Raw genomic sequence first — 17265 nt, 5'->3', positions numbered from 1 at the left:
TGTTGCAGACACGGCAGGCCGCGATTCTAGGAATCGCGGCCTGATCAAAACAGGGTGTGCGCAGCAATCAACGCGGAATGGTGCGGGAGTTGTCTCGTGGGACTCCTGAGGCAGCGTCAGGGAGGTGTGCGGGGCCGGACGTCAGGGCAGCGCGTCGCAGCGCGGTGCGTATCGGGCGGTGCGTATGTATCGGGCGGTGCGTCTCGGGCGGTGCGTCAGGGCAGCACCGGGTGGACGGCGACCGGCCAGCTCATCCTGACCACACCGCCGTTCTCGTCGCTGCCGATGTCCAGGTCGTCGACCAGACCGCTGATGACGGCCAGGCCCATCGCGGCCTCGGCCGCGTCCTCGCCGGCCGACCCGTCGATGGCGTGCGAGCCGGCTTCGGCCCCGGTGGCGCCGGGGACCCCGTCGCCCACCTCGATCAGGAACCGCTTCTCCTGCTCGACGAGTTTCACCCGGACGGCGTCGTCGATCCCGCTGCGCCGGTGCAGTCCGACCGCACGCGAGCAGGCTTCGCCCACGGCGAGGCGGACCTCGTCGAGGACGGACTCGTCCACTCCGGCCCGGCGGGCTACGGCGGCGGCAACCAGCCGCGCGGTCCGTACATGCTCCGGCAGGGCACTGAATCGGAGTTCGACGGTGGCCATGGCTGTATCCCCCTCGAAGAATCGTGTCGGCCTCGGAGAGCCGTGTCGGCGTGTTGTCGACACTGGTCCTGTCCGGGCCGGCCCGGGGTCCGGTCAGGGACCCCGGGAAGTCGCGACGAACCAGACCGCTCACGGCCTGTCACCAACGGCGGGAACCGGTGGATCAGTCGGTCGCGGCTACGGCCTCGTCCACGGAACTGTGGATGGGGAACACCTTGGTGAGCCCGGTGATACGGAAAATCTTGAGGATGCGCTCCTGGTTGCAGACCAGACGGAGCGAACCCTCATGGGCGCGTACCCGCTTGAGCCCTCCGACGAGGACACCCAGCCCGGTCGAGTCCAGGAAGTCCACGCCTTCCATGTCCACGATCAGGTGGTAGTGACCCTCGTTGACGAGCTCGACGAGCTGCTCACGCAGCTTCGGCGCGGTGTACACATCGATCTCGCCCCCCACCTCGACGACCGTTCGGTCGCCAACGGTACGGGTCGACAGGGACAGGTCCACGGAACCTCCAGCACCTTGCTCTCACAGCATCACGCCCCCCGGGACGGGAGACGCACTGCAGCGATGGCATCGTTGCGATTCTTGGCCGACGGAGGGGCAGACGCCCCGATGCACGGCCGCGATGGCATTCAACCACTTACGACCAGCGCAGCACGACGCCTTGAGGCGAATCTCCACCGGTGTGATGACAGACTGACTGCCGATGAAGCCGCTTCCGGACCCGCCCGCGGCCGTTCTCGACAGGCTCACGGGAGCCCGAGGACGGCAAGATCGGCTCACTCATACGGAGCACCTGCCCGCCCGTCCCGCCCGCTATGCGGACTGGCCGCAAGAAATTCGTCCGGAAATCGCCGTTGCCGTCGAGGGCATCGGAATCGCCCGCCCCTGGACACATCAGGCAGAAGCGGCGAGTCTGGCCATCAGCGGACAAAATGTGGTAATCGCCACAGGAACCGCCTCGGGCAAGTCGCTCGGCTACCTCGCCCCGGTCCTCAGCACCCTGCTGGACGGCACCGAGGCGCCCAACGGGCGCGGGGCCACCTGCCTCTACCTCTCCCCGACCAAGGCACTGGCCGCCGACCAGCTGCGCCGTCTGGGCGAGTTGCGCAAGGCCGGGGCCGGCGGTCTCGACCTGGTCCGCGCCGCCGCCTACGACGGGGACACCCCGTTCCAGGAGCGGGAGTGGGTGCGCCAGTACGCCTCGCTGGTGCTGACCAACCCGGACATGCTGCACCGGGGCATACTCCCGGCCCACACCCGCTGGGCCTCCTTCCTGCGGGCACTGCGCTATGTCGTCATCGACGAGTGCCACACCTACCGCGGGGTCTTCGGCTCCCACGTCGCCCAGGTGCTGCGCAGGCTGCGCCGACTGTGCGCCCGGTACGGCAGCGAACCGGTGTTCCTGCTGGCCTCCGCCACCGCGGCCGACCCCGGACGCACCGCCGGACGGCTGACCGGACTGCCGGTGGCCGAGGTCACCGAGGACGGCTCGCCGCGCGGCGAGACCGTCTTCGCCCTCTGGGAGCCGCCGCTGACCGAGCTCCAGGGCGAGCAGGGCGCACCGGTCCGCCGCTCGGCCACCGCCGAGGCCGCCGACCTGCTCACCGACCTGGTCCTGGACCAGGTCCGCAGCGTGGTGTTCGTCCGCTCGCGCCGGGGGCCGAGCTGGTGTCGGTGATCGCCCAGGAACGGCTGGCCGAGGCCGCCGGGTACACCACCGCCCGCCGGGTGGCCGCCTACCGGGGCGGCTACCTGCCGGAGGAGCGCCGGGCCCTGGAGCGGGCCCTGCACTCCGGCCAGCTGCTCGGCCTGGCCGCCACCAGCGCCCTGGAGCTGGGCGTGGACGTGGCCGGGCTCGACGCCGTGCTGCTGGCCGGCTACCCGGGCACCAGGGCCTCGCTGTGGCAGCAGGCCGGACGGGCCGGACGGTCCGGCCAGGGCGCGCTGGCCGTCCTGATCGCCCGCGACGACCCGCTGGACACCTACCTGGTGCACCATCCCGACTCCCTCTTCCGCCAGCCGGTCGAGTCGACCGTGCTGGACCCCGACAATCCGCACGTGCTCGCCCCGCACCTGTGCGCGGCCGCCGCCGAGCTCCCGCTGACCGACTCCGACCTGGAGCTCTTCGGCCCCTCCACCGCGCCGCTGCTGCCGCAGCTGGAGCGGCGCGGGCTGCTGCGGCAGCGCCCCGGCGGCTACTTCTGGACCCGCCGGGAGCGGGCCGCGGACGCGGTGGACATCCGGGGCGGCGGCGGGGACCCGGTGCGGATCGTGGAGGCCGACACCGGACGCCTGCTCGGCACCGTGGACGCCGGGTCCGCGCACACCTCGGTGCACACCGGGGCGGTCCATCTGCACCAGGGCCGGACCTACCGGGTCCGCGAGCTGGACCTGGAGGACTCGGTCGCCCTGGTCGACGAGGCCGACCCGCCGTACAGCACCGTCGCCAGGGACACCACGTCCATCCGGGTGCTCGACACCGACCGTGAGGTGGCCTGGGGCGAGGCCACGCTCTGCTTCGGCTCGGTCGAGGTCACCAACCAGGTGGTCTCCTTCCTGAAGCGCCGACTGATCACCGGCGAGGTGCTCGGCGAGACCAAGCTCGACCTGCCGCCGCGCACCCTGCGCACCCGGGCCGTGTGGTGGTGCGTGACGGACGGTCAACTGGAGGACGCGGGACTGCTGCCGGAGGAGCTGCCCGGGGCGGCCCATGCCGCCGAGCACGCCTCCATCGGCCTGCTGCCGCTGTTCGCCACCTGCGACCGCTGGGACATCGGCGGCGTCTCGGTGCCGCTGCACCCCGACACCGGGCTGCCCACGGTCTTCGTCTACGACGGCCACCCGGGCGGCGCGGGCTTCGCCGAGCGCGGTTTCCAGCGGGCCGAGGAGTGGCTCGGCGCCACCCTGGCCGCCATCACCGCCTGCGAGTGCGAGCGCGGCTGCCCCTCCTGCATCCAGTCCCCGAAGTGCGGCAACGGCAACGAACCGCTGGACAAGGGCGGAGCGATCCGGCTGCTGCGGCTGCTGCTGGCCGGGAGCACGGCACCGGGGGCCGAGTCGATGTAGACCGGTCCGGCCCGGGCCCGGCCCCGGGCCGGCGGCAGCCCCGGGAAGAGGTTCCCCGCCATCGGGACCTCGACGGAGACCTCGACCGCGTCCTCGCCGCCGTCGGCCTGCACCGCGCAGCTCAGCATCCGGGCGTGCTGGGCCCCGGCGATCCTGGCCGCCTCGGCGCAGGCGCCCTCCGGCTGCCAGAGCAGCTTCCCGGCCGCCGCCAGCGCCGCCAGATCGGCCGCCGCCCCGGCCCGGTGCCGCGCGGTGACGGCCGCGCCGAGCCCCAGCGCGGCAACCAGGACACAGCCACCGAGGGTGAGCAGCGCGACCAGCCAGATCGAGGCCGACCCGGCGTCAGAACGCCTGCGCCGAGGGGCGATGGCACGGAGCAACCCAGCGGCCATCACCGGTCACCCCCGCCCGTGGTCCCCGGCTCGCGCACCGCCGAGGCCGTCGCCGCGACGTCGATCGCCAGCAGCCCGCCGAGCCCGCCCGGCGCCCGGGAGGTGGCCGAGACCCGGACGCTGACGGTGTCCCCGCCCTCGCTGACCGAGACCGTCGCGCCCCGGGGCCCGGCGTTGCGGGCGGCGTCCAGCACCCGCCCCTGCGGATCGCCGCGAGCCGCGGCCCGCGCCCCCTCCCGGGCCGCGTCCACGCAGCGCAGCTGCGCCGCCCCGACCAGCACCCCCCACACCAGCACCCCGGTGAGCAGCACCAGGACCGGCAGGGCCACCGCGGTCTCCGCCGTCACGAAGCCCTCGTCCCGGGCCTCCGCCGCCGGTTCAGACCGCACCGAGGGCTCGCCTGATCAGGCCCTGCAAGGCCGACGAGACCGCTCCGCTCGTCACGACCTTGTAGAGCAGCGCGGCGAAGCCGCAGGCCGCGACGGTTCCCACGGCGTACTCCGCCGTGGTCATCCCGGCGTCGGGGCCCCGCCGGGCCGCCCGTTGCCGGAGCCGGTGGACCCCGCAGAGCAGCCAGGCCTGGGCCACCGCCACGGCGAGCAGCAGCAGCGCCCGGACCCGGCGGAGGCAGTACCCGGCGACGGGCACGAACGGCGCCCCGGGCGCGGTGAAGGTCTCGTCGAACACCGTGTCGAAGCGGTGTCCGGGTGCGGCGAGGACGGCGGTGTCACTCATGAGTGGTTCTCCTTGCATGGGTCGGTCTGCATGGGTCGGTCTGCATGGGTCGGTCTGCATCGGTTGGTCTGCATCGGTTGGTCTGCATGGGTCGGTCTGCATGGGTCGGTTGGAATGTCTCTGCTGTTTGACGTCGTGTCAGCAGCCGCTCAGATCCGCAGCAGGAAGCTGCCGGCCAGGCCGGTCACCACCGGCACCACCCCGACCAGCACGAAGGCCGGCAGGAAGCACAGCCCGAGCGGGGCCGCGGCCAGCACCCCGGCCCTGCGCACCCGGCCCTGCGCAGCGGTGGCAGCCGCCGCCCGGCTTCCCTCGGCGAGCCTGGCCAGGCCGGCTGCCGGGGGTGCGCCGCTGGCGGCCGCCCGGGCCAGGCAGCGGGCCAGCGGCGCCAGCGCGGGCTCCGCGCCGAAGCGCCCCCAGCTCTCCTCCGCGTCCGCGCCGGTGCGGATCTCCGCGGCGACCGTGGCCAGCCGGCCCGCCATCGGCTCGCCGACCGCTTCGGCCACCGCCTCCGCCGCCTCGGCCGGGGCGCACCAGGAGGCCAGGCAGCCGGCCAGCAGATCGGCGGTGAGCGGTACCTGCGCGCACAGCGCGGCCCGTTCACGCCGTCGCAGGCGCTGCTGCGGCGAGGACGGCTCCGGCAGGTAGCGGTGTCCGGCCGCCCCGGCCAGCACCCCGAGCAGCAGCCCGGTCAGCCCGGCCACCGAGAGCGCCAGGGCCGCCCCCAGCAGCAGCGCGGTGCCCGTCCTGAGCTGTCCCGGTGTGGGGCGCCGCCGCGGACCCGCACGGGCCCGTCCAGGCCGTTCCAGCGGCACCCCGGCCGCACTCGCCCTGCCCCGGCACCGCCGGAGGGCCCGGCTCCGCCGAGCCCCCAGCAGGGCCGCCGTCCCCCCGCTCAGCAGTGCGGCCGCGATCTCGATCCCCTGTGCTCCCACCGTTGCTGACCTCCTCCGCTCGACTACGCCGGTACGGCTTCCGCGCCGCCGGCGATCCGCGCCGTCCAGGCCAGCCCGGCCCACTCCAGCAGCGCTCCGCCGAACAGGCAGACCAGCCCGCCGGGGGTGTGCAGCAGCATCCGCAGCGGATCGGCACCCAGGGCGATGCCGAGCAGCAGGCCGAACAGCGGCAGCGCCGCCAGCAGCCCGGCCGTGGACCGGGGCCCGGCCAGCTCCGCCCTGATGCTCTCGGCCAGCGACCGCTCGGCACGCAGCCCCTCGGCGACCCGGTCCAGGCCGTCCGCCAACCCCGCGCCGCTGGACGAGGACACCTGCCAGCAGGCAGCGATCCCGGCCGCCCCTTCGGCCCCGGGGAGTTCGGCCAGCGCCTGGAACGCCTCCGGGACGCTCCCGCCGTAGCGCACAGCGGCCAGTAGCACGGTGCAGTCGAGCGCCTGCGCCTCCGGGACGGTGCCGTCCGACACTGCCGTCTCCACCGCCTGGTTCGGTGTCGCCCCGGTGCGCAACTCCCCCGCCAGCGCGGCGCACAACCCCACCACCGCCCGTCGGCGGCGCTCCTCCAGTCGTGCCCCCCGCCGTCGGCGGCGCAGCCGTATCGCCGGGACGACCGCGCCCGCCGCCACCACCGCCACCAGCGGCGAGTGCGTCGGCCAGGCCGCCAGCAGCCCGAGCGGGAGCAGCAGCAGTTCCGGCGGCGGGCGCGTCCCTCCGCGCGGCTTCATCCCCAGCCTGTGGACGAGCCCGCGCTCCGACCTAGGGGACTGCTGCGAGCGGGGGAACAACCACCCCTGCCGCCGCCGGGTGACATCGCGCTCGGCCAGACGCCAGGCGCCCCAGCCCAGCAGGCAGAGCAGCGCTCCGGCCGCGGTGGCCCGCAGCACCGGCGCCGGCAGCCCGAGCACCGCCGCGGCCGCACCGGTCCACTCCGCCGTCGCTCCCGACCCGTATTCGAGTCCGTATCCGAGTCCGAGTCCGAATCCGCTCATGACACCGTCCCTCCATCGATCCCGCTGTTGATCCCGCCGCCTCCGGCGCACATCCGGGCCAGCCGCGCCCAGGCGGGGCCCTCGCGCATCCGGCCGTCCGGGCCGAACACCGCCGCGGTCTCGGTGCCGACCAGCCCCTCCGGGCCCCGGGTGAACAGCCCGATCTCGGCCACCCTGCGCCGCCCGTCCGGGCCGCGGACCAGATGGACGACCGCGTCCAGGGCGGCGCCGAGCCTGCTGTGCAGCCCGGCGCGGTCCAGGCCGGCCCCGGCCGCCAGCGCCTCCAGCCGGGCCGGGACATCGGCCACGGAGTTGGCGTGAAGCGTTCCGCTACCGCCCTCATGACCCGTGTTCAGGGCGGCCAGCAGCTCCAGGATCTCGACGCCGCGGACCTCGCCCACCACCAGCCGGTCCGGCCGCATCCGCAGCGCCTGCCGGACCAGGTCGCGGAGGTCGACCGCGCCGGCGCCCTCCTGGTTGGGCAGCCGGGCCTCCAGCCGGACAACATGCGGATGGTCCGGTCGCAGCTCGGCCGAGTCCTCGACGACGACCAGCCGCTCGGCCGGCCCCACCAGCCCGAGCAGCGCCGCGAGCAGCGTGGTCTTGCCGCTGCCGGTACTCCCGCTGACCAGGTAGGACAGCCGGGCCTGGACCATGCCCCGGAGCAGCGCCGCCCCCTGTTCGGTGACCGTTCCTGCGCCGACCAGCTCGGGCAGGGTGAACGCCCTGGACCTGCTGGTGCGCAGCGAGATGTGGGTGCAGCCGACCGCGACCGGCGGCAGCACGGCGTGGAACCTGGTCCCGCCGGGCAACCTGGCGTCGGCCCAGGGCCTGGCGTCGTCCAGCCGCCGACCCGCCGCGGTGGCCAGCCGCTGGGCCAGCCTGCGCACCGCCTGCCGGTCCGCGAAGCGGATGCCGGGTACCGGTTCCAGGCCCGCACCCCGGTCCACCCAGACCTCGTCCGGGCCGTTCACCAGGACGTCGGTGACCCTGGGGTCACCGAGCAGCCGGTCCAGCGGGCCCGCGCCGACCATGTCCGAGCGCAGCTGCCGCACCAGTTCCAGCACCTCGGCGTCCCCGTAGGGCCGCCCCTGGGCCCGCAGTGCCTCGGCCACCCGGCTGGTGGTGGGCTCGGCGCCGGCCTCGGCGAGCCTCAGCCGGACCGCGTCCAGCAGCCCGGCCGTCCGGGCGTACGGCGAGTCCGCGGCCCTCGCCCCGCCCCCACTGACCGGCCTCCCCGAGCTCATGCGGCCGACCCGCTGCCGGCCAGAGCCTCCGTCAGGAAGGCGGAGCAGAACCGGCCGAGCGGCCCTCTGGCCCGCAGGCCGGGCGGTCGTCCGCGCTCCAGGTCGGCGACCAGGCCCGGCTCGGCGGCGAGCTCGCCGGCGAGCGGCAGCCGCAACCCCCGGGCGATCTCGGCGCCGTCCATCCCGCTGGGGGCGGGGCCGCGGACCACCGCCCGGAGGTCGGACAGCCGCATCCGCGCGGCCGCCGCGACCCGTCCCGACGCCGCCATCGCCCGCAGCTCCGCCGGGATCACCAGCAGCCCCAGATCGGTCTGGTCCAGGGCCTCGCCGGCCGAGTCGTCGATCCGGCGGGGAAGGTCCAGCACCACCACCCCGCCGCGTCTGCGGGCCGCGCCGAGCACCGTCCGCATCGCCTCGGGCGGGATGGTGAGCGCGTCGCCGCGGTCCCAACTGAGCGCGGACAAGGCGTGCAGCCTGGGCAGCGAACGCTCCAGCTCCACCGCGTTCACCCGGCCCCGGGAGCCGGCCAGGTCGGGCCAGCGGAGCCCGACCGCCGCCTCACCGCCGAGCAGGACGTCGAGTCCGCCGCCCAGCGGGTCGCCGTCGATGAGCACCGCCCGCATCCCCTCCCGGGCGGCGGTCACCGCCAGGGCGCAGGCCAGGGTGGAGGCACCGGCGCCGCCCCGGCCGCCGAGCACCGCGACGGTGAGCGCCTGCACGCCCACCCCCTCGGCGGCGTCGGCGATCCGGTCCAGCAGCCAGGACTCCGCGTCCGGCAGGAAGACCACCTGCCGGGCGCCGATCACCACGGCCCGGCGCCAGACGTCGACATCGTCCAGGTCGTCCCCGACCAGCAGGACGTCGGACCGGCGGCTGAGGCCGGCCATCCGGTCCGCGACATCGTCGCCGACCACCACCAGCGGGGCGGACTCCCACAGCTGACGCGGCGGCGGGGCACCGCAGACCAGCTGCGGCTCGGCGCCGGCGGCCGCGCAGATCCGCAGCAACTGCTCGATCAGGCGCTCGTTCTCGGTGACCAGCAGCGGCCCCGGGGCGAGCCCCTCGGTCCGGCTCGCGGGCCCCGTCTCCCCCGTCGGTGGTTCCGCGGATGACGTCCCGGCCATGACAGCCTCCCCGTGTTCTGGAGCGGTGCGCCGCGCGGGGTGTCCGGCCGCGCGGATTGCTTCGTGACAGCAACGGTGCCGCTTTTACGGAAGGGGGCCGGACAAAGTGCCGTGAACTGTGGAGAACTCGGAGGGTGTGGAAAATCCGACCACTCCGGCGAATGACTTATGCGGCGTCAGATTGACATAACAGCCGGAAAGGGCCCACTGCGGCGGCCATCAGCAGCACTATCGGGAAGCCCCTCGGGACCACCATCTGAAAAGGTGCCCGGACATGCGACGACCCCCGCCGGGGGGGAGAGCGGGGGTCGTCCTCCACAGCCTGACTCGGGGGGGAGGAGCCAGACCGGGGCAGCACGGTCGCGAACGAGCCGTGACTTCCATGGTGTACCCGAGCCCCTTCTCAAGCAAACCCACGCGCCTGCCCTTGGGCCGAATGGTGGGCGCATATCCTCGTCCTTGTGGACAACCACCGGCAGCCCTCGCCCACGCCCTCGTTCCAGCCGCCCAGGCCGCTGCGGACCGCCGCGTTCTTCGACCTCGACAAGACCGTGATCGCCAAGTCCAGCGCACTCGCTTTCAGCCGCCCGCTGTACCGCGGCGGCCTGATCAACCGTCGCGCCGTCCTCAAGAGCGCCTACGCCCAGTTCGTGTTCCTGGCCGGCGGCGCCGACCACGACCAGATGGAGAAGATGCGCGAGTACCTCTCCTCGCTGAGCCGCGGCTGGAACGTCCAACTGGTCCGGGAGATCGTCGCGGAGACCCTGCACGACCTGATCGACCCGCTGATCTACGACGAGGCGGCCTCGCTCATCGAGGAGCACCACCTGGCCGGCCGCGACGTGGTCATCGTCAGCAGCTCGGGCTCCGAACTGGTCGAGCCCATCGGGGAGATGCTCGGCGCCGACCATGTCATCGCGACCCGGATGGCCGAGGCCGACGGCTGCTACACCGGCGAGATCGACTTCTACGCCTACGCCGGGAACAAGGCGAGCGCGATCCGCGAGCTGGCCGCCGTCGAGGGCTACGACCTGGAGCACAGCTACGCCTACAGCGACTCGATCACCGACCTGCCGCTGCTGGAGGCCGTGGGCCACCCCTTCGCGGTCAACCCGGACCGGTCGCTGCGCCGCGAGGCGACGGCCAGGGAGTGGCCGGTGCTGGTGTTCGACCGCCCGGTCCAGCTGAAGCAGCGGAGCCCCGGCCTGCGGGTCAGCAGCCGCCCGGTGCTCGCCGCAGCCGCGGTGGGCGCGGCCGCCACCGCCGCGGGCATCGTCTGGTACGCGGCCCGCCGCCGCAGCGCGACCGCCTGACCCGGCCGGCCCCCCGACCCGGCAGACCCCCCGATCCGGCAGACCAGGCCGACCTTCTGACCAGGCTGTTTCCAGGAAAAAAGAGCCCCCGAGTTCCGCTTTCCCCGAAACAGGACTACAAAGGAAGGAGACGGCCCGCGAGACCGGATGGACCAGCAGCCAGGATCCATCGGAGTATCAGGCCCCACGGACCGAGCACAACGACTCAGCACCCACGTGCAGCCGACCCGCGATCGGGCCGCCGCACCCGGCCGACGGACATGGTTCCAGCCGGATGCGCAAAGAAATGGCGCACGCATGGTCACTGGGAAGCTGTGCCAGCGGCGGCACCGGTACGCAGGTGCCGCCGCACTCCTGTGTTCAGGCCATCCCGCGCTGCATCGCCTCGCACACCGCCGTGCTCTCCCGCACCCCGAGCCGCAGCGCGGCCCCGCAGTGGGTGATCCACAGCGCCATCCCCTCCGCCGTCCCCGAGGCGTAGCCGCCCAGCGCGTTGCGGTAGGCCTCGGTGCCCAGCTCGGCCAGCCCGACCTCGACCGGGCAGATCGCCTGCGGGTCCATCCCCTCGGCGATCAGCACGATCCGCTGCGCGGCGCGGGCGACCAGCCCGCTGTGCCGGGCGAAGGGCTGCAGGGTCATCAGCTCGCCGTGCACCACGGCGGCCACCACCAGTGCCGGGGCGGTGCGCTCATTGGGGTTCTTCTTGCCGCCCCGGGCGGCGAGCAGTTGCGCCAGTCCCTCCAGCCGCGCCACGGCCTCCTCGGCCGGTGGCGGCGGAGCGAGGTCGAAGACCGGCACCGGGGCCGGGGGTTCGGCGGCCGGGTCGGCCGGCTCGTCGGCCAGGGCGAGCGGCAGCAGCTTGCCGAAGCGCTCGGCGGCCGGCTCGCCGGCCCGGCGCGGGCGGCCCGCCGCGGCGTCGTCGTCGCCGCAGGCCAGCAGGTGCAGCCGGGCCAGCACCTGGAGCGGCGAGTGCCGCCAGGTGCCCAGCAGCTGCCCGGCCTCGGCGTTGACCCGCAGCGCGCCGCCGACCGTACGGGCCTCCGGGTCGGTGCCGAAGTCGCTGCGCCGGCGGACCTCCTCCAGCGGCCAGTCGGCGTCCTCCAGCGCGGCGGAGGCGCGGGCCCCGCGCAGCGCCGACTCGGAGGTGACCTCGGCGGCCCGGCGGCGCATCACCCGGTGTCCGTAGAGGCGGTCGACGGCGCGGCGGGCCTCGGCGACCGCCTCGGGCACGCCGGGCAGCAGCCCGAGCGGGGCCAGGGGGTCGTCGGACGGCTGGGCCGGGGTTGGTGTGCTCACGGGACCGAGGGTACGTAACTCGCGAGTAAGGGCGCTCCCCGGGTCGCTCTCACCCGAAAGAGTCAACAGTGCACAAAAGCCGATCACCAGAGGGTCCGGAGTCGCTAGCATGACCGCATTCGGTGACGATAACGATTACCAATAAGCGCGCCGACCGGTGCGCCCCTTCGCATGGAGCACCCCATGAAGATCGCCTTCGTCGGCAAGGGTGGGAGCGGCAAGACAACGCTGTCCTCCCTCTTCGTCCGACACCTCGCCCGGACCGGCGCCCCGGTACTGGCCGTGGACGCCGACATCAACCAGCACCTGGGCACGGCGATCGGGCTGAGCGAGCAGGAGGCGGCGGCGCTGCCGTCGATGGGGGCGCACCTGCCGGAGATCAAGGAGTACCTGCGCGGCAGCAATCCCCGGATCGCCGACGCCGAGTCGATGATCAAGACCACCCCGCCCGGCAGTGGCTCGCGGCTGCTGCGGATCGCCGAGGACAACCCGGTGTACGCGCTGTGCGCCCGCGAGTTCCAGGTGGACGGGGCGCCGCTGCGGCTGATGGCCACCGGCGCCTTCACCGAGGAGGACCTCGGGGTGGCCTGCTACCACTCCAAGGTCGGCGCGGTAGAACTCTGCCTCAACCATCTGGCGGACGGCCCCGGGGAGTACCTGGCCGTCGACATGACCGCGGGCTCCGACTCCTTCGCCTCCGGCCTGTTCACCCGTTTCGACATCACCTTCCTGGTGGCCGAGCCGACCCGCAAGGGCGTCTCGGTCTACCGGCAGTACAAGGACTACGCCGCCGACTACGACGTGAACCTGCGGGTGGTCGGCAACAAGGTGCAGGGCCAGGAGGACGTGGACTACCTGCGCGACGCCGTCGGCGCGGACCTGCTCACGGTCTTCGGCCAGTCCGACTGGGTGCGGCGCACCGAGCAGGGCCGCGCGCCCCGGCTGGACACCCTGGAGCCGGAGAACCAGCGGGCACTGGACGCCCTACTGCGGGCCGTGGACGCCTCGTACCCGCTGCGGGACTGGGACCGCTACACCCGGCAGATGGTGAGCTTCCACCTGCGCAACGCCGAGAGCTGGGGGAACGCCAGGACCGGAGCGGATCTCGCGGGCCAGGTCGACCCCGGCTTCGTGCTCGGGGAGGCCGTACCGATGACCGCCTGACACCCGGGCCGACACCCGGCCCGGCACCCGGGCCTGACACTCGGTCGGGTGAAGTTCGGGGTTTACGCCTCTCCTTCAGGTAAAGGATTCATTACTCTTCATTTACCTGATCTTGGGAGGCGCGATGATCCACGACCACCTGCGCGGGGTGCGGGACTTCCAGCAGTTCACCGCTCCCGGGCTGCGCCCCGAACTGGCCCGGCTGGCCCGGGAGGGCCAGTCGCCCTCCCAGCTGTTCATCACCTGCGCCGACTCCCGGCTGGTGCCCAACGTGATCACCAGCAGCGGGCCCGGCGACCTCTTCACGGTCCGCAACGTCGGCAACCTGGTGTCCCAACCCGGCGCCTCCCAGCCCGACGACTCGGCGGCCGCCGCCATCGAGTACGCGGTGGACGTCCTGGAGGTGAGCACCGTCGTGGTCTGCGGCCACTCCGGCTGCGGGGCGATGCAGTCGCTGCTGCGCGGGGCGCACCGGCGCGAGGGCCAGGCGGGCACGCCGCTGACCCGCTGGCTTCGGCACGGCCAGGACTCGCTGCAGCGGGTGCGCCACGCCCCGGCCCGGATCCGCGGCTCCGCGCTGTCCGAGGACCCGCTGGAGCGGCTCTGCCTCACCAATGTGGCGCAGCAGTTGGACAACCTGCGGGCGCACGCCTCGGTGCGCCGGGCGCTGGACTCCGGCAGGCTGCGGCTGACCGGGCTCTACTTCGACTTCGCCACGGCACAGGCGTACCGTCTCGCTCGCAACGGGCGCACCTTCAGCCCCGTCCGACCGCGACTGGCCCCAGCCGCTTGACCTGCCCGGATGCCCGCCGCTCGGCAGAATCCAAATAGGTCTACACCAATTTTCCGAGGCCCCTTGTCAGCGCGCCCTCATCCTGGTGAGCTAGGTCACGACATAACGGGTCGGCGGGGATGATCGGGACGCCCGCACCCAGATCTTGATGAGGAGTGCGCGTTGAGCAGCAATGAGAGCCTGGCCAACCTGCTCAAGGAAGAGCGTCGATTCGCCCCGCCTGCTGAGCTCGCCGCCGCCGCGAATGTGACCGCCGAGGCGTATGCCGAGGCCAAGGAGGACCGGCTGGCCTTCTGGGCGAAGCAGGCCCGCCGGCTGAGCTGGGCCACCGAGCCCACCGAGACCCTGGACTGGTCCAACCCGCCGTTCGCCAAGTGGTTCGCCGACGGCGAGCTCAACGTCGCCTACAACTGCGTCGACCGCCACGTCGAGGCAGGCCACGGCGACCGGGTCGCCATCCACTTCGAGGGCGAGCCCGGCGACAGCCGCGCCATCACCTACGCCGAGCTCAAGGACGAGGTCTCCAAGGCCGCCAACGCCCTCACCGAGCTGGGCGTGCAGAAGGGCGACCGGGTCGCCGTCTACCTGCCGATGATCCCCGAGGCGGCGGTGGCGATGCTCGCCTGCGCCCGGATCGGTGCCGCGCACTCCGTGGTCTTCGGCGGCTTCTCCGCCGAGGCCGTCGCCTCCCGGGTGCAGGACGCCGACGCCAAGCTGATCATCACCGCGGACGGCGGCTACCGCCGCGGCAAGCCCACCGCGCTCAAGCCGGCCATCGACGAGGCCGTGCTCAGCTGCCCCACCGTCGAGCACGTCCTGGTGGTCCGCCGCACCGGCCAGGACACCGCCTGGGACGACAGCAAGGACGTCTGGTGGCACGAGATCACGGACCGTCAGTCCACCGAGCACACGCCCCAGCCGATGAACGCCGAGCACCCGCTGTTCATCCTCTACACCTCGGGGACCACGGGTAAGCCCAAGGGCATCCTGCACACCACCGGCGGCTACCTCACCCAGGCCAGCTACACCCACCACGCGGTCTTCGACCTCAAGCCGGAGACCGACGTCTACTGGTGCACCGCCGACATCGGCTGGGTCACCGGGCACTCCTACATCGTCTACGGGCCGCTGGCCAACGGCGCCACCCAGGTGATGTACGAGGGCACCCCGGACACCCCGCACCAGGGCCGGTTCTGGGAGATCATCCAGAAGTACGGGGTGACCCTCCTCTACACCGCGCCGACCGCCATCCGCACGTTCATGAAGTGGGGCGACGACATCCCCGCCAAGTTCGACCTGTCCTCGCTGCGCATCCTGGGCAGCGTCGGCGAGCCGATCAACCCCGAGGCGTGGATCTGGTACCGCGAGCACATCGGCGGCGACCGCACCCCCATCGTGGACACCTGGTGGCAGACCGAGACCGGCGCCATGATGATCAGCCCGCTGCCCGGCGTCACCGCCGCCAAGCCCGGCTCGGCGCAGACCCCGCTGCCCGGCATCGCCGCCACCGTGGTCGACGACGAGGGCCACGAGGTGCCCAACGGCGGGGGCGGCTACCTGATCCTGACCGAGCCGTGGCCGTCGATGCTGCGCACCATCTGGGGCGACGACCAGCGCTACCTGGACACCTACTGGTCCCGCTTCGGCGCCGGTCACGACGCCGCCGAGACCGACTGGCGCTACTTCGCCGGCGACGGCGCCAAGAAGGACGAGGACGGCGACCTCTGGCTGCTCGGCCGGGTGGACGACGTGATGCTGGTGTCCGGGCACAACATCTCGACCACCGAGGTCGAGTCGGCGCTGGTGTCGCACCCCAAGGTCGCCGAGGCGGCCGTGGTCGGCGCGACCGACGCCACCACCGGGCAGGCCATCGCGGCCTTCGTGATCCTGCGCGGCACCGCCCACGACGACGCGGAGCTGGTCACCGACCTGCGCAACCACGTCGCCAAGGTGCTCGGCCCGATCGCCAAGCCCAAGATGATCAAGGTGGTCAGCGAGCTGCCGAAGACCCGCTCCGGCAAGATCATGCGTCGGCTGCTGCGCGACATCGCCGAGGGCCGGGCGGTGGGCGACACCACCACCCTGGCCGACTCCACGGTGATGGACCTGATCCAGAGCCAGCTGCCGGCGGCCGGCGAGGAGGACTGACCCTCCGCCAGTACGCCTAAGAGGCCGTCCCCGCGTCCGCGCGGGGACGGCCTCTTCCCTGCTCGCCGGTTAGCATCGGACAAATGTGACAATCCGTCCGTCAGCTTCCGGAGGAGCCAGCGCGTGAGTGACAGCCCCACGCCCCGCCGCCCGTTCCTGGGCCGGCTCCCGCTCCCCGAACGGAAGTTCCTCGCGGACGCGCTGCGCGCCGAGACCGTCGGCGGCATCCTGCTGCTCGGCGCGGCCGTGGTGGCACTCGTCTGGGCGAACGCCTGGCCGGCCGGATACCAGAGCGTGCTGGACACCACCGTCGGCCCCTCCTCGCCGCTGCACCTGGACCTCTCGCTGGACGCCTGGGCCAAGGACGGGCTGCTCGCGGTCTTCTTCTTCGTGGCCGGGATCGAGCTCAAGCGCGAACTGGTCGCCGGGGAACTGCGCGACCCCAGAGCAGCCGCGCTGCCGGTGGTCGCGGCCGTCTGCGGGGTCGCCGTGCCCGCCGCCGTCTACGCCGTCGTCAACAGCGGTCCGGGCGGCCACCTGGCGGGCTGGGCCATCCCCACCGCCACCGACATCGCCTTCGCCCTGGGCGTGCTGGCCGTCGTCGGCTCGCACCTGCCCTCCGCACTGCGGGCCTTCCTACTCACCCTGGCTGTGGTGGACGACCTGATCGCGATCCTGATCATCGCGATCTTCTACAGCACCGGCATCAAGCTCTGGGCGCTGGGCCTCTCCCTGCTGGGGCTGGTCCTGTTCTACGCACTGCACCGGATGCGGGTGCGCGGCTGGTACCTCTACGTCCCGCTGGCCGTGGTGGTCTGGGCGCTGATGCACGAGAGCGGCATCCACGCCACGGTGGCCGGCGTCGCCATGGGCCTGCTGCTGCGCTGCACCAAGGACCCGGGCGAGGAGCACTCCCCCGCCGAGCACATCGAGCACCTGGTGCGGCCGTTCTCGGCCGGGTTCTGCGTTCCGGTTTTCGCCCTGTTCGCGGCCGGGGTGTCGGTCAGCCCCCGGGCCCTGGGCGAGGTGTTCACCCAGGCCTCGCCGCTGGGCGTGGTGCTCGGCCTGGTGGTCGGCAAGTGCCTGGGCATCTTCGGCGGCACCTGGCTCGCGGCGCGGTTCACCCGGGCCGAACTCAACCCGGAGCTGGAGTGGGGCGACCTGTTCGCCGTCTCGGTGCTGGCCGGGATCGGCTTCACCGTCTCGCTGCTGATCGCCGAGCTGGCCTTCGCCGACGACCACGGGCTGTCCGAGCGCGACAAGGCCGCGGTGCTGGCCGGCTCGGTGATCTGCGCGGTGGTCGCCTCGGTGCTGCTGCGGCTGCGCAACCGCAAGTACCGGCAACTCTACGAGGCCGAGCTGGCCGAGGAACGGGCAGCGGCGGTATGACG

14 protein-coding genes and 2 pseudogenes are annotated in these 17265 nt (G+C 73.2%); 6 read left to right on the top strand and 10 right to left on the bottom strand.

Annotated elements, in window-relative coordinates:
- Positions 1-215: 215 nt before the first annotated feature.
- Positions 216-650, bottom strand: a complete 435-nt coding sequence (locus IF29_RS0113960; protein WP_030253932.1) for an ATP-binding protein — start codon at positions 648-650, stop codon at positions 216-218.
- 163 nt (positions 651-813) lie between these two features.
- Positions 814-1155, bottom strand: coding sequence for an anti-sigma factor antagonist BldG (gene bldG, locus IF29_RS0113955; protein ID WP_030253930.1), 342 nt, complete (start codon positions 1153-1155; stop codon positions 814-816).
- 202 nt (positions 1156-1357) lie between these two features.
- On the opposite strand from bldG, the pseudogene IF29_RS47575 reads away from it, so the two are divergent.
- A pseudogene (locus tag IF29_RS47575) lies at positions 1358-3702 on the top strand (DEAD/DEAH box helicase); the annotation flags it as partial.
- 80 nt (positions 3703-3782) lie between these two features.
- On the opposite strand, the pseudogene IF29_RS47570 reads toward IF29_RS47575, so the two are convergent.
- From IF29_RS47570 to ssd, 7 genes and pseudogenes are all read right to left on the bottom strand, one after another.
- A pseudogene (locus tag IF29_RS47570) lies at positions 3783-4112 on the bottom strand (Rv3654c family TadE-like protein); the annotation flags it as partial.
- A complete protein-coding gene (locus tag IF29_RS0113945) occupies positions 4112-4501 on the bottom strand; it encodes a TadE family type IV pilus minor pilin (protein WP_030253928.1) in 390 nt (129 codons plus the stop codon). The pseudogene IF29_RS47570 and the gene IF29_RS0113945, both read right to left, overlap by 1 nt.
- Entirely contained in the window at positions 4491-4685 is a 195-nt protein-coding gene (locus IF29_RS0113940; RefSeq protein WP_232242140.1) for a DUF4244 domain-containing protein, read from the bottom strand. Before IF29_RS0113940 ends, IF29_RS0113945 begins: the two co-directional genes overlap by 11 nt.
- Before the next feature lie 311 nt (positions 4686-4996).
- Complete coding sequence (locus tag IF29_RS0113935; RefSeq protein WP_037595141.1) at positions 4997-5782, bottom strand: type II secretion system F family protein; 786 nt, start codon at positions 5780-5782, stop codon at positions 4997-4999.
- Between the two features lie 23 nt (positions 5783-5805).
- A complete protein-coding gene (locus IF29_RS0113930) occupies positions 5806-6789 on the bottom strand; it encodes a type II secretion system F family protein (protein WP_084714153.1) in 984 nt (327 codons plus the stop codon).
- Entirely contained in the window at positions 6786-8036 is a 1251-nt protein-coding gene (locus tag IF29_RS0113925; protein WP_084714150.1) for a TadA family conjugal transfer-associated ATPase, read from the bottom strand. Before IF29_RS0113925 ends, IF29_RS0113930 begins: the two co-directional genes overlap by 4 nt.
- Complete coding sequence (gene ssd, locus IF29_RS0113920; protein ID WP_030253919.1) at positions 8033-9160, bottom strand: septum site-determining protein Ssd; 1128 nt, start codon at positions 9158-9160, stop codon at positions 8033-8035. Before ssd ends, IF29_RS0113925 begins: the two co-directional genes overlap by 4 nt.
- A 449-nt stretch (positions 9161-9609) precedes the next feature.
- On the opposite strand from ssd, the gene IF29_RS0113915 reads away from it, so the two are divergent.
- Positions 9610-10473, top strand: coding sequence for an HAD family hydrolase (locus IF29_RS0113915; RefSeq protein WP_380523630.1), 864 nt, complete (start codon positions 9610-9612; stop codon positions 10471-10473).
- 360 nt (positions 10474-10833) lie between these two features.
- Here IF29_RS0113915 and IF29_RS0113910 read toward each other — a convergent pair whose 3' ends face one another.
- Positions 10834-11769, bottom strand: coding sequence for a Fic family protein (locus tag IF29_RS0113910; protein ID WP_030253915.1), 936 nt, complete (start codon positions 11767-11769; stop codon positions 10834-10836).
- Positions 11770-11952: 183 nt separating this feature from the next.
- Between IF29_RS0113910 and IF29_RS0113905 the strand changes: the two genes are divergently transcribed.
- From IF29_RS0113905 to nhaA, 4 genes are all read left to right on the top strand, one after another.
- Positions 11953-12933 (top strand): ATP-binding protein, encoded by a 981-nt coding sequence (locus IF29_RS0113905; RefSeq protein ID WP_030253913.1) that lies wholly within the window; start codon positions 11953-11955, stop codon positions 12931-12933.
- 124 nt (positions 12934-13057) lie between these two features.
- Positions 13058-13726, top strand: a complete 669-nt coding sequence (locus IF29_RS0113900; RefSeq protein WP_030253911.1) for a carbonic anhydrase — start codon at positions 13058-13060, stop codon at positions 13724-13726.
- A gap of 162 nt (positions 13727-13888) precedes the next feature.
- Positions 13889-15874: an acetate--CoA ligase gene (gene acs, locus IF29_RS0113895; protein WP_030253909.1), complete on the top strand. Its 1986-nt coding sequence runs from the start codon at positions 13889-13891 to the stop codon at positions 15872-15874.
- A 123-nt stretch (positions 15875-15997) separates the two neighbouring features.
- The gene (nhaA, locus tag IF29_RS0113890) at positions 15998-17263 is read left to right on the top strand and encodes a Na+/H+ antiporter NhaA (RefSeq protein ID WP_051725283.1); all 1266 of its coding nucleotides are present in this window, start codon (positions 15998-16000) and stop codon (positions 17261-17263) included.
- Positions 17264-17265: the final 2 nt, after the last annotated feature.

This window comes from Streptacidiphilus jeojiense, assembly GCF_000719095.1.
Classification (GTDB): domain Bacteria; phylum Actinomycetota; class Actinomycetes; order Streptomycetales; family Streptomycetaceae; genus Streptacidiphilus; species Streptacidiphilus jeojiensis.
Note: the sequence above shows the minus strand (reverse complement) of the source record. Positions and strands in the feature narration are given on the sequence as shown.